8 protein-coding genes and 4 pseudogenes are annotated in these 13,464 nt (G+C 56.6%); 3 read left to right on the forward strand and 9 right to left on the reverse strand.

Going from position 1 to position 13,464, the window contains the following annotated elements:
- Positions 1–59 precede the first annotated feature (59 nt).
- Positions 60–755 (forward strand): 7-cyano-7-deazaguanine synthase QueC, encoded by a 696-nt coding sequence (queC, locus tag EIO60_RS06055; RefSeq protein ID WP_258576302.1) that lies wholly within the window; start codon positions 60–62, stop codon positions 753–755.
- A gap of 101 nt (positions 756–856) precedes the next feature.
- On the opposite strand, the pseudogene EIO60_RS06060 reads toward queC, so the two are convergent.
- The 9 genes and pseudogenes from EIO60_RS06060 to bolA all read right to left on the reverse strand — a co-directional run.
- Positions 857–1,147 (reverse strand): annotated as a pseudogene (locus tag EIO60_RS06060) (YbgC/FadM family acyl-CoA thioesterase); the annotation flags it as partial.
- Positions 1,148–1,264: 117 nt separating this feature from the next.
- Positions 1,265–1,618, reverse strand: a pseudogene (locus EIO60_RS06065) (helix-hairpin-helix domain-containing protein).
- 139 nt (positions 1,619–1,757) lie between these two features.
- The gene (gene ppiD, locus EIO60_RS06070) at positions 1,758–3,626 is read right to left on the reverse strand and encodes a peptidylprolyl isomerase (RefSeq protein WP_258576186.1); all 1,869 of its coding nucleotides are present in this window, start codon (positions 3,624–3,626) and stop codon (positions 1,758–1,760) included.
- A 187-nt stretch (positions 3,627–3,813) separates the two neighbouring features.
- The gene (hupB, locus tag EIO60_RS06075; RefSeq protein WP_258576187.1) at positions 3,814–4,089 is read right to left on the reverse strand and encodes a nucleoid-associated protein HU-beta; all 276 of its coding nucleotides are present in this window, start codon (positions 4,087–4,089) and stop codon (positions 3,814–3,816) included.
- 214 nt (positions 4,090–4,303) lie between these two features.
- Positions 4,304–6,658, reverse strand: coding sequence for an endopeptidase La (gene lon / locus EIO60_RS06080; protein ID WP_258576188.1), 2,355 nt, complete (start codon positions 6,656–6,658; stop codon positions 4,304–4,306).
- 193 nt (positions 6,659–6,851) lie between these two features.
- On the reverse strand, positions 6,852–8,123 hold the full coding sequence (gene clpX / locus EIO60_RS06085) for an ATP-dependent protease ATP-binding subunit ClpX (RefSeq protein ID WP_258576189.1): 1,272 nt from the start codon (positions 8,121–8,123) through the stop codon (positions 6,852–6,854).
- A gap of 126 nt (positions 8,124–8,249) precedes the next feature.
- Complete coding sequence (gene clpP, locus EIO60_RS06090) at positions 8,250–8,873, reverse strand: ATP-dependent Clp endopeptidase proteolytic subunit ClpP (protein ID WP_258576190.1); 624 nt, start codon at positions 8,871–8,873, stop codon at positions 8,250–8,252.
- Between the two features lie 337 nt (positions 8,874–9,210).
- Positions 9,211–10,515 (reverse strand): trigger factor, encoded by a 1,305-nt coding sequence (gene tig / locus EIO60_RS06095; protein ID WP_258576191.1) that lies wholly within the window; start codon positions 10,513–10,515, stop codon positions 9,211–9,213.
- A gap of 299 nt (positions 10,516–10,814) precedes the next feature.
- A pseudogene (gene bolA, locus EIO60_RS06100) lies at positions 10,815–11,118 on the reverse strand (transcriptional regulator BolA).
- A 280-nt stretch (positions 11,119–11,398) separates the two neighbouring features.
- Here bolA and EIO60_RS06105 point away from each other — a divergent pair.
- Positions 11,399–11,974, forward strand: a complete 576-nt coding sequence (locus tag EIO60_RS06105) for a lipoprotein (protein WP_258576192.1) — start codon at positions 11,399–11,401, stop codon at positions 11,972–11,974.
- Positions 11,975–12,026: 52 nt separating this feature from the next.
- Positions 12,027–13,365 (forward strand): annotated as a pseudogene (locus EIO60_RS06110) (MFS transporter).
- Positions 13,366–13,464: the final 99 nt, after the last annotated feature.

The raw sequence follows: 13,464 nt of genomic DNA on the forward strand, positions 1-13,464 counted from the left end.
GCTGTTCAGCCGCGCGCAGAGCCATTACCATAGGGGCAAATTTCTCCAGAGAGCCGATGATGAAACGAGCCGTTGTAGTCTTCAGTGGTGGACAAGACTCCACCACCTGCCTGGTTCAGGCATTGCAGCAATATGATGAAGTGCACTGTGTGACCTTTGATTATGGCCAGCGCCATTGCGAAGAGATCGAGGTGGCTCAGGCGCTGGCGCACAAGCTCGGCGCGCGCGCGCATAAGGTGCTCGACGTCACCCTGCTGAACGAACTGGCGGTCAGCAGCCTGACTCGCGACAATATTCCCGTGCCCTCTAACGATCCCGCCGCCAGCGCCCTGCCCAGTACCTTTGTGCCGGGGCGCAACATTCTGTTCCTGACCCTGGCATCGGTGTATGCCTATCAGGTCGAAGCGGAAGCGGTAATTACCGGCGTCTGCGAAACCGATTTTTCCGGCTATCCCGACTGCCGCGACGAATTTGTGAAGGCGCTGAACCATGCGGTAACCCTCGGCATGGCGCGCGATATGCGCTTCGAAACGCCGCTGATGTGGCTGAACAAGGCTGAGACCTGGGCGCTGGCCGACTACTGGCATCAGCTGACGCTGGTGCGCGAAGAGACGCTGACCTGCTATAACGGCGTGAAGGACGACGGCTGCGGCGAGTGCGCCGCCTGTCATCTACGCGCCCGCGGGCTGAATGACTACCTCAGCGATCGCGAGGGCGTGATGGCGGCCATGAAAGCCAAAAGCGGCCTTGCCTGAGCCGCGCGCGGCGGCCACAGGCGCCGCCTTATGCACCTCCGATCGCTGCGCTGCGCGACAGCCAGCACAGCTATAACCGCTGACGCAGAGCGGCGATGGCGCTAGCGGGCGATCAGCGCTTCCAGTCGGGTGCGCCGCTCGCCTTTCAGCACGACCGCCTCTTGGGTGCGCAAATCGATGCAGACAAAGGTCAGCGCCGCATCCGCCACCACCGTTTCCGTTCCTGCCAGCATCACGTGCTGGGTAATAATGCCGCTTTTCCCGTTCAGCTGGGTGATTTCGCTGTGAATCGTTAACACGTCGCCCAGCACCGCCGGGCGATGATAGTTGATGTTGATATTCACCACCACAAACGCCAGCTGCTGCTCGCTGAGCCTGTTGAAAGCGTTGCTTTATTGTGGTCTGCATGCCTGACATCTCCCGTCGCAAAAGACTTAATTGGTATGACCTGTTCAGCGTAGCAAAGGCGCGCGGCCGCGGTGGTAAAAGCGTCAGCGATGCTAGTCAGCTCACAGTTTCAACTTTTCAGCGTTGCGCTCCACCAGCGCGTTGCCGATGCCGGGCACCTCTTTCAGCTGCTCAATGGCGCTAAAGGGACCATACTGCTCGCGATAGCTGACGATAGACTGCGTTTTCTTCAGCCCGACGCCGTTCATCGCGGCCGAGAGTTGCTCAGGCGTCGCGTCGTTGATACTGACCCGGTCGTCCTGCGACTGGGACTCCTACGGTTGACTCGCCTGCGGCTGGACGACCTGCGCCGCTGGCGCCTCAGCGGCGTTTTCCGCCGCGGAGAGGCTGGTATGCGCGACGGCGCCGCCAAGCGCCAGGGTAAAGCAAAGAGCGGGTAATAGTGACTTAGCCATGCTGTGTTTCTCCTTGTGTTAAACAGCGGGCACAGCGTGACACTGACGGGAGGCGGCGACAAAAGGCAAATCGCAGAAATGGAAAAGGCCGCCTGCGCGGCCTTTAAATGTTGCACAACAAAACAGATTTTTGCGAGCGTTACTGCATTTGCGCGGCGGCACCATACTTGATTTTGGCCGCTTTGCGCAGGTTCTCCAGCAGCGCTTCAAACGCCAGCTGCCCGTTGTTCTGCGTGACGCCTTTAACCATTTGCTCAACCTGCTCCGGCGGCAGCGAGCCGCTGCTGACCTTGTCCAGCGCCACCAGCACCACATTGCCCTGCATATCTTCGCTGACGCCCCAGGAAGGCTTGCTGTTAACTGGCTGCGGTAGGTTAAACGCGGTCTGCGCCACCGGATCCTGGCTGTTGCGGTCGACGGTTTTGCTGGTGCTCAGCGTCAGGCCAGCCGCGCTCAGCGCATCATGCTTACCGGCTTTGAGATCGGCCAGCAGTTTGTCCGCCTGCGCTTTCGCCTGCTGTGTCGCTTTGTCATGCTTTAGCGTGTCGGCGATCTGCGCCTTCACCTCATATAGCGGCTTCACCGCTTCCGGCTTGTGCTCGCTGATACGCAGCACGAAAGCGCGGTCGCCATCAACGGTGATGATGTCGGAGTTGTTGCCCGGCGCGCCGTTCTGACCGATCAGGCCGCCGTTGAACACCGCGTTTTTCACCGCGTCGAAATTCAGCTCCTGCGGCACTCTGTCGCGGCTGAACCAGCCAGTTTCCACGATATTTAGGCCCGAAACCTGCGCAGCGCCAGCCAGCAACTCGTTGTCGTTGCTTGCTGCTTCGCTCACCTTCTGCTGCTGCTGGTAGAAGGCGTCTACCGCTTTCTCTTGCTTCGCTTTCTCCGCCACGGCATCGCGCACCTCAGCCAACGGCTTGATCTGCTTCGGCTGAATATCGTCAAGGCGCACCACCAAGAAGCCGACTGAGGATTTGATCACCTCCGAAAGCTGGCCCTTCTGCGTCAGGCCGGCGTTTTTCAGCTCGTCCGGCGTGGTGGCCGGCTCCAGCCAGCCCATATCGCCACCTTTACGCACGGAGATCGGGTCGATCGATTTGCTTTTCGCCAGCGCGGCAAAATCCGCGCCGCCTTTCAGCTGCGCCAGCACGGCGCTGGCGTCCGCTTCGGTTTTGGTCTGGATGATGCTATAGCGGTTACGCTCCGGCTGGGTATAGTCCGCTTTGTGTTGCTCATACCAGCTCTGGATCTCCGCATTGCTGACCGTTTCCTGCAGGCTGGCGGCATCCATTTTGACGTAGCTGACGCGGAACTGCTCCGGTGCCATAAAATCGTTTTTATGCTGCTGGTAATACTGTGAAGTTTCGTCGTCAGTGGTGGTTTGCTTCACCGCCATCGTATTCACGTCGAGGGTCGCCTGACGGATTTCGCGCTTCTGCGACACCAGATCGACCAGCTTCGCGGTCTCGTCTTTCAGCATAAAATCGGTGTTAGCGACCGCGTTGATCAGCTGCTGGGTCGCCAGCTGCTTGCGCAGCGCTTCCGCATAGCGATCGGCGGTAAAGCCCATGCTGGTCAGCAGCGAATTATATTTGGCGTTGTCGAACTTGCCGTTGGTCTGGAACGCCTGCTGGGCAAAAATGGCCTGCTTAACCTGCTCGTCGCTAATGCTGATATGCAGATCGTGAATATATTGATCGAGCAGCGCCTGATCTACCAGATGCGACAGCGCCTGTTGACGCATCTGCTGCATATAGCCGTCATTGCTGGCAAGCTGAGAAAACTGGTCGCCCAGCATCTGCTGCTGGCGGCTGCGCTCGTTGTTAAAGGCCTGCTCGAGCTGCGCGCGGCTGATTTCCTGACCGTTGACTTTGGCCGCATAGTCGCTGTTGCCGCCGATAATGTAGTTGCCAACGCCGGTCAGCACGAAGGAGAGAATAATCACCCCCAAAATAACCTTGAGCACGACATGATTCGACGCCGCGCGTAAATTGTCCATCATAGTATGACAACGCTCCGCTGTAGTGTGGATCTTAATCTCGGGCGCAACGCCTGTCGGATTAAGGCCGTGACGCAACTGCCGTTTAGCCTGGCAGCTTCAATCCTGATGAGACAAGTCGTAGCGCGATTTATCCCTGGATCCGAATTCTTGTCCTCGGAAGAAAATGCTGCCGAGGACAAGTGCGTTGTCATGCGTTGACAGCGTCTTTCAGCGCTTTGCCCGCACGGAAGCCAGGCACTTTACCTGCGGCGATAGTGATCTCCTTGCCGGTCTGCGGGTTACGGCCGGTACGTGCGGCGCGTTCGCGAACAGAGAAAGTACCAAAGCCCACCAGAGCCACTTCGTCGCCGCCTTTCAGCGCTTCGGAAACAGAACTGGTGAATGCGTCTAAAACACGTCCTGCTGCTGCTTTGGAAATATTAGCGTCTGCAGCAATTTTGTCGATTAACTGTGACTTATTCACTCTCTTCATCCCCTCTTTTGTTATTTCATTTCATATCCGCGCGTCCTGGCGGATATGAATGCGCAGCACGTTATATCAAGCCTGTTGCGGGGAAACAACGGAATTCATCTTAATTGCTGTTTCCGCAGCTCCCTAAATTAGCGGCACTAAAAAAAGCTGGCAAGCGCTCAATCGCCTGCCAGCTTCGCTTTTTAATGCTTTATGTCGCCAGTCACTATTTTGCGGTAGCGACCTGCATGCTATAAGGGGCATTTTCCAGCGCCAGGTTCAATACCTCTTCAATGCGCTTCACCGGATGGATCTCCAGATCGGCAATCACATTGGCCGGAATCTCTTCCAGGTCGCGCTTATTATCGTCCGGGATCAGCACCACTTTAATGCCGCCGCGGTGCGCGGCCAGCAGCTTCTCTTTCAGGCCGCCGATGGGCAGTACCTGTCCGCGCAGCGTAATCTCGCCGGTCATCGCCACGTCAGAGAGCACCGAGTTGCCGGTCAGGCAGGAGACCAGCGCGGTGCACATGGCGATACCTGCGCTTGGGCCATCCTTCGGCGTCGCCCCTTCCGGCACGTGCACGTGGATGTCGCGCTTCTCGTAGAAATCGCCGTTGATGCCGAGCTTATCGGCGCGCGCACGCACCACGGTCAGCGCCGCCTGAATCGACTCCTGCATCACTTCACCGAGCGAGCCGGTATAGGTCAGCTTGCCTTTGCCCGGCACGCAGGCGGTTTCGATGGTCAATAGATCGCCGCCCACTTCCGTCCACGCCAGGCCGGTCACCTGACCAACTCGGTTTTCGCTGTCGGCGCGGCCGTAGTCGAAGCGCTGTACGCCCAGATAATTCTTCAGGTTGTCGCCGTTAATGGTGATATGCTTCTGCTCTTTATTCAGCAGCAGCGCCTTCACCGCTTTACGGCACAACTTCGACAGTTCGCGCTCTAGGCTACGCACGCCCGCTTCGCGGGTGTAGTAGCGGATGATGCCGATAATAGCGCTGTCTTCTACCGTGATTTCGCTCGCTTTCAGGGCGTTGCGCTCAATTTGCTTCGGCAGCAGGTGCTGCTTGGCGATATTGAGCTTCTCATCTTCGGTGTAACCGGAGAGGCGAATCACCTCCATACGATCCAGCAGCGGCACCGGAATATTCATGGAGTTGGAGGTCGCCACGAACATCACATCGGAGAGATCGTAATCCACTTCGAGGTAGTGATCGTTAAAGGCGATGTTCTGCTCGGGATCGAGTACTTCCAGCAGGGCAGATGCCGGATCGCCGCGCATATCAGAAGACATTTTGTCGATCTCATCCAGCAGGAACAGCGGGTTTTTCACGCCGACCTTCGCCATCTTCTGGATCAGTTTGCCCGGCATGGAGCCGATATAGGTGCGTCGATGGCCGCGGATTTCCGCTTCGTCGCGCACGCCGCCCAGCGCCATACGCACATACTTACGGCCGGTTGCCTTGGCGATCGACTGCCCCAGCGAGGTTTTACCCACACCCGGCGGTCCCACCAGACAGAGGATAGGCCCTTTGATTTTGCTGACGCGGCTCTGCACGGCAAGGTATTCCAAGATGCGTTCTTTGACGCGCTCCAGGCCGTAGTGATCGGTATCCAGCGTCTCCTGGGCCTTACGCAGATCTTTCTTCACCTTGCTGCGCGCGTTCCACGGCACCTGAACCATCCAGTCGATATAGCCGCGCACCACCGTCGCTTCGGCAGACATTGGCGACATCATTTTTAATTTTTGCAGCTCGGCTTCCGCTTTTTCGCGCGCTTCAACCGGCATTTTCGCCGCGTCGATTTTGCGCTTCAGAGCTTCATACTCGTCCGGCACGTCGTCCATCTCGCCCAGCTCTTTCTGAATGGCTTTCATCTGCTCATTCAGGTAGTACTCGCGCTGGCTCTTCTCCATCTGCTTTTTCACGCGGTTGCGAATGCGCTTCTCAACCTGCAGCAGATCGATTTCCGACTCCATCATCGCCATCAGATATTCCAGACGCTCGTTTACGTCGGACATCTCCAGCACTGACTGCTTGTCCGCCAGCTTCAGCGGCATATGCGCCGCGACGGTGTCGGCCAGGCGCGCCGCATCGTCGATGTTGTTAAGTGAGGTCAGCATTTCCGGCGGGATTTTTTTGTTCAGCTTGATATAGCCTTCAAACTGATTGATCGCCGTGCGCACCAGCACTTCCTGCTCACGCTCTTCGATTTCCGGCGATACCAAGTATTCCGCCTGCGCGGTAAAGTGCTCGCCGTTATCCGCCAGCTTGGTGATATGTGCGCGCTGCAAACCTTCCACCAGCACTTTAACGGTACCGTCAGGCAGTTTCAGCATCTGTAATACAGAGGCTACGGTCCCTACAGAGAAGAGATCGTTAATGCCAGGTTCATCCGTTGACGCCTCTTTCTGGGCAACCAGCATGATCTTCTTGTCATGATCCATCGCCGCTTCAAGGCAACGAATCGATTTTTCTCGACCAACAAACAACGGAATTACCATGTGCGGATAAACCACCACGTCGCGCAGAGGCAACACGGGGATTTCAATGCGTTCAGAACGCTCAGGATTCATAGAGCTCTCTCTTAGTTAGTGTCCGCCAGGTGATAGGCACTACTGCATGATGCAGGTAATGTGCAGTTAACCCCACAGGATTATAAGTATATGGGGATGATCGTTTGACATTCAACGCCACGAAAGCGAGAAAAACAAAAGGGGAAAGAAATTTCCCCTTTTTTAGTCATATCAACACGTTTGATGTGGCGAATTATTCGCCAGAGGCCTGTGCCTCGTGCTTGCAGTAGATCAGTATCGGCTCTGACTGACCTTCGATGACCGACTCGTCAATTACCACTTTTTCGACATCTTCCATCGAAGGCAGATCGTACATGGTTTCCAGCAGCGCACCTTCGACAATAGAGCGCAGGCCTCGCGCACCGGTCTTACGCGACATCGCTTTTTTCGCGATGGCAGTCAGGGCTTCGTCGCGGAACTCCAGCTCAACGCCTTCTAGGTTGAACAGCGCCTGGTACTGTTTTGTCAGAGCGTTCTTCGGCTCGCGCAGAATCTGAATCAGCGCCTCTTCGCTCAGCTCGTTGAGCGTCGCGACCACCGGCAGACGACCGATAAATTCAGGAATCAAACCGAACTTGATCAAATCTTCCGGCTCGACCTGAGAGAGCAGCTCGCCTTCAGTCGCCTTCTGCGATTTGCCTTTCACCGTCGCGCCAAAACCGATACCGGAGCCGGTTTCCACTCGCTGGGAGATCACCTTATCGAGGCCCGCGAACGCACCGCCGCAGATAAACAGGATCTTCGAGGTGTCGACCTGCAAGAACTCCTGCTGCGGATGTTTACGGCCGCCCTGCGGCGGAACCGCGGCAACGGTACCTTCGATCAGCTTCAGCAGCGCCTGCTGCACGCCTTCGCCGGAGACGTCGCGCGTAATGGACGGGTTGTCCGACTTACGCGAGATTTTGTCGATCTCATCGATATAGACGATGCCGCGCTGCGCCTTCTGTACGTCGTAGTCGCACTTCTGCAGCAGCTTCTGAATGATGTTCTCCACATCTTCGCCCACGTAGCCCGCTTCGGTCAACGTGGTGGCGTCAGCCATAGTGAACGGCACATCCAGCAGGCGCGCCAGCGTCTCCGCCAGCAGCGTTTTACCGCTACCGGTCGGACCAATCAGCAGAATATTGCTTTTGCCCAGCTCGATACCATTGCTGTTATCGCCGTTGCGCAGGCGTTTGTAGTGATTGTACACCGCCACCGCCAGCACTTTTTTCGCCTTTTCTTGGCCGATAACATAATCATCGAGGTGATGGCGGATTTCGTGCGGCGTAGGCAGCGCGCTACGTTCTCGATGCGGGGCAACTTCTTTAATCTCTTCGCGAATGATGTCATTGCACAGATCGACACATTCGTCGCAGATATACACTGACGGCCCGGCAATCAGCTTACGCACTTCATGCTGGCTTTTGCCGCAAAAAGAGCAGTACAGCAACTTCCCTGAACCGTCTTTGCGCTTATCTGTCATCAGTTAACCTCTTTTCGTTCTCAGGCCATACTGGCGTACGGCGCAGCCGTGCAAACACGGCTAATATTCATTCAACTCAAGCCTGTATCCCCCTAACTATAGCGTAAGGAGCCAGGCAGATGAGTCTTATTCTCGATGCGTCAGGATGGAGTCGACTAAACCATACTCTACCGCTTCACTCGCAGAGAGGAAACGGTCGCGCTCGGTGTCGCACTCAATTTGTTCCAGCGACTTGCCGGTGTGCTCCGCCATCAGCTCGTTCATGCGCTGCTTCACTTTCAGGATCTCTTTCGCATGAATCTCAATGTCTGTCGCCTGGCCCTGATAGCCGCCCAGCGGCTGGTGGATCATCACGCGCGAGTTCGGCAGGCAGAAGCGTTTGCCTTTGGTGCCGGCCGTCAGCAGGAACGCGCCCATAGAGCAGGCCTGGCCCATACAAATGGTGCTAACATCCGGTTTGATGAATTTCATGGTGTCGTAGATCGACATGCCCGCGGTGATCACACCGCCAGGTGAGTTGATATAGAGGTAAATATCTTTCTCTGGGTTTTCCGCTTCCAGAAACAGCATCTGCGCCACGATCAGGTTAGACATATAGTCTTCGACCTGGCCGGTCAGAAAGATGACGCGCTCTTTAAGCAGGCGGGAATAGATGTCGTAAGAACGCTCGCCGCGCGAAGTCTGTTCAACCACCATGGGCACCAGCGCATTGCGCGGCGCAGTAAATTCACGATCGCCACTGTATGACATTACCGTCTCCTGAATATATTTCGTTGGCAACATTCTGTACCAATTTTAGCTGAAGCGAGCCTGTAACACGATGCTCAGCTTCGTTTCCGACACCTTCAAGGACGGGTAATCAGCCAGTTTAACTGTCTTTTGCATACTCCCTCAATCTGGAGATTGCTGCCCAGTTGTTTCAAGCATAACAACCTTTTCTCTATTCGCTAACCGGGAAAAAGCGCAACGCGAACAATTTGCCCATTAATTAAGCAAATCATCAGGAAAGGGTGTTGTTTTGGACTGAAAAATAAAAGAGCCCGCGACTTCGCAGCCGCGGGCTCAGCATTTCTGGGTAAATCAGCGATCAGGCCGCAGCGGTCTGATTCATCAGTTCCTGGAAGCTGGTCGCTTTCTCAGTCACTTTCGCTTTTTCCAGAACGGCTTCCACCGCCTGCTCTTCCAGCGCAACGTTACGCATGTTGTTCATCAGCTCGCTGTTTTTGCTGTAGAACTCGATAACTTCCTGCGGATCTTCATACGCAGACGCCATCTCTTCGATCAGAGCGCTGACGCGCGCTTCATCGGCTTTCAGCTCGTGGGTACGGATCACTTCGCGCAGCAGTAGGCCAACGATAACGCGGCGTTTCGCTTGCTCTTCAAACAGCTCGCGCGGCAGTTCCAGCGCCTGCAGCTCGCTGCCGCCGAAGCGCTGCGCAGCCTGACGACGCAGAACGTCGATTTCGCTGTCGATCAGGGCCGCCGGCACGTCGATCTCGTTCGCTTTTACCAGACCGTCGATCGCCTGCGTTTTTACGCGGTTGCGAATAGCGCCTTTCAGCTCGCGATCCATGTTTTTACGCACTTCCGCGCTCAGACCTTCAACCGAGCCATCTTCCACGCCGAAACGCTTGATAAACTCTTCGGTCAGTTCCGGCAGTTCGCGCGTTTCAACTTTCTTCAGCACGATCTCGAACTTCGCGTCTTTACCTTTCAGGTTTTCCGCGTGGTAGTCTTCCGGGAATTTCACGTCGATAGTGAAGGTTTCGCCCGCTTTGTGACCCACGATGCCCTCTTCGAAGCCCGGGATCATTCGGCCCTGGCCCATCGCCAGTACGAAGTCAGAGGCTTTGCCGCCTTCAAACTCTTCGCCGTCAACAAAGCCGGAGAAGTCGATGGTGGCGCGATCTTCAGCCGTCGCGGCCGCGTCGCTTTCCGTCCAGGTCGCCTGCTGCTTGCGCAGGGTATCAAGCATCGCGTCGACGTCAGCTTCGGTGACGTCTACCACCGGCTTTTCAACTTCGATGCTGTCCAGACCCTGCAGCTCAACTTCCGGATAGACTTCAAACTCAACCGCGTAGGTAAAGTCTTCGCCCTGCTTGTATTCGCCCGGCACATAGTTTGGCGCGCCAGCCGGATTGATCTTCTCTTTGATGATTGCGTCAACGAAGTTGCGCGTCATCAGCTCACCTAGCACGTCCTGGCGAACAGAAGCACCGTAGCGCTGTGCAATGATACTGGCCGGCACTTTCCCTTTACGGAAACCATTGATACGGACTTTTTTCGCCACTTCCACTAGTTCTTTCTTAACAGCGCTTTCGATTCTGTCCGCAGGGACAGTAATCGTAATACGACGGCCCAGACCCTGAGTGGTTTCTACTGAAACTGTCATCTTGTTACCTCAAAAAATCACGTGCTCGGTCAACTTCAGACACCACACATTATGTAATGCGCCGTATCCAACAGCCGGGACCGCTTCCGTTAAAAGAACCTGATCCCTGTAACCAGAAGCGTCCTAAAGACATTCCGGAAAAATAGACGCCGCATTATAGCGGCATCGCCCGAGTGAGTCGAGCCTAGAAACTCACCGCTTTTTAACGGCTTTGCTGCTTTTTGCGCCGGAGATCATGTTTTTTAGCAAACAAAAAGAAAAACGGCCCGCAGACCGTTTCAACAAGAAGGGAGATTCGTTCAGGCGAGGGTGCCGGCGACGCGGCAGTTAGGCGAGACGAGTACGGTGTCCTGCAGCCCTTCCCACTCCTTCAGGGTATAGGTATGCAGCGCCAGCGCGTGCACGCTGCCTGCCAGTTCGGCGGCCAGTTCGCCCGCGATGACGCGCCAGAAAGCGCTGGCCATCAAACAGATCGCTGACGATCACCACTTTGAAATGGCTTTCCGAACCGGCTGGCACGTTATGACGATAGCTTTCGTCATGCACTTCCAGATGTTCCGGGTCGAACGCCAAGCGCAGCTTCTCTTCTTGTTCGCGGATCATTGTCTCTTTCCTCAATGGCGAGCACTATGCCCCATCTGGTTAAATTTAGTAGCTTTTCAGACGCACCCGCACAGATGTGTGAAAATATTTCTGCGGCGGGCTGGGTCGAATGGCACGCGATAGCGCAGCCGCGAAGAGGATCAATGGCCGCATTTATCCGGCTGCGGGAAAAACGCCTTTACCATTAATTTCCGCAGGCTGAGGGCTTTTTTCCCCGGCGCACAATGCTATGATGACCGCAGTTTTTGCAAACCAACCCACACTATTAATGAGAACAAGCATGTTGAAAAAACTGTTGTTTCCCCTAGCCGCGTTCATTTTGGCCGGCTGCGCCACTAACAGCAACACCCTGACTATTCAGCCGAAAATCGAGCTTCCGCAGCAGGATCCGAGCCTGATGGGCATTACCGTCAGCATCAACGGTGCCGATCAGCGCAGCGACCAGGCGCTGGCCAAAGTCAACCGCGACGGCCAGCTGGTCACCTTGACCCCTTCCCGCGACCTGCGCTTCCTGCTACAGGAAGTGCTGGAGAAGCAGATGACCGCGCGCGGCTATATGATTGGCCCTGAGGGCGCCGTCGATCTGCAGATCGTCGTGAACAACCTCTATGCAGACGTTACCCAGGGTAATGTGCGCTACAGCATCACCACCAAAGCGGACATCTCCATTATCGCCACCGCGAAAAACGGCAATAAGCAGGTGAAAATCTACCGTCAGACCTACAGCGTGGAAGGGGCGTTCAGCGCCACCAACGAGAAAATCACTAAGGCGGTCAACTCAGCGCTGGGCGATGTCATCGCTGATATAGCGCAGGACACCCGTATTCACAACTTCATCAAGCAGAACGCGCGTTAATTCTCTGCTCCTTATTGCCCGGCGCGCTGCCGGGCATCGCTTCAGGGTAAGCATGAATCACTATCTCCGCCTCTTTCACTCAACGAAACGCCGTGGTTTTACTGCTGCTCGGCTTCGCCTCCGGCCTGCCGCTGGCGCTGACCGCCGGCACGCTGCAAGCGTGGATGAGGGTGGAAAACGTCGATCTGAAAACCATCGGCTTCTTCTCGCTGGTGGGACAGGCGTACGTGTTCAAGTTTCTCTGGTCGCCGGCGATGGACCGTTTTACCCCGTCCTTTCTCGGACGCCGTCGCGGCTGGCTGCTGCTGATGCAGCTGGCGCTGATAGCGGGCATTGTCGCCATAGGCTTTATGCAGCCCGGCCGCGACCTGACGGTGCTTGTCGCCTTCTGCTCCGCCTCGCAGGATATCGTCTTTGACGCCTGGAAAACCGACGTGCTACCACCGGAAGAGCGCGGCAGCGGCGCCGCCATCACCGTGCTGGGCTATCGGCTGGCGGTGCTGATTTCCGGCGGGCTGGCGGATCGCTATCTCGGCTAGCAGGCGACCTACTGGCTGATGGCGCTGCTGCTGGTGCCCGGCTCTTTCGCCACGCTGCTGGCGAAAGAGCCGGATACGCGCGCCACGGCGCCGCACTCCCTGCGCGAGGCGATTGCGCTGCCGCTGAAGGACTTCTTCCAGCGCAACAACGCTTGGCTGCTGATCACCCTGATTATTCTTTACAAGCTTGGCGACGTCGGCTTTGTGAACAAAACGCTCGGCCTGCTGGCTACCATCATCGGCGCGCCCTACGGCGGCGTGCTGATGCAGCGCCTGAGTCTGTTTCGCGCCCTGCTGCTGTTTGGCCTGCTGCAGGCGCAGTCCAACTTCGCCTACTGGCTGCTGGCCGTTACGCCGCCACATCTCTGGAGCATGGCGAGCATAGTATTCGTCGAAAACCTCTGCGGCGGCATGGACACCGCCACCTTTGTAGCGCTGCTGATGACGCTGTGCAACAAATCGTTCTCGGCCACCCAGTTCGCCCTGCTTTCGGCGCTTTCAGCGGTGGGGCGCGTCTACGTCGGCCCGGCCGCCGGCTAGCTGGTGGCACTCTGGGGCTGGGCGACCTTTTACGCCTTTACCGTCGCATCGGCGCTGCCCGGCCTGTTGCTGCTGCTGTTTTGCCGCGACCCCCTTAACATGGCGCAGCACACAGCGAGCGCTTTTTGCCGCGCACGCGCTTCTCGGCCGGCTATCGCTGGATGGCGCGCCTGTTCTACGCGGGCTGCGGCGCTCTGGCTGGCGGCGCTGTTTGAAGCCGGGATGGGGCTGCTGGCGCTGGCGGTGTACGGCGGCGTGACGCTCGACTACCTGGCGCTGCGAAAAAAGGGCACGCCACAGGGCGCGCAATGATTAAACCCGACTATCCTTTCAGATGCTATGTGAATTAAAGCGGGTGTTCAGGCAGGAAAGTTAAATTTTGCCATCGCGTGTTATTTTCTTGAAAATTTG

Source organism: Candidatus Pantoea persica, from assembly GCF_013753875.1.
In the GTDB taxonomy this organism is placed as follows: domain Bacteria; phylum Pseudomonadota; class Gammaproteobacteria; order Enterobacterales; family Enterobacteriaceae; genus Pantoea; species Pantoea persica.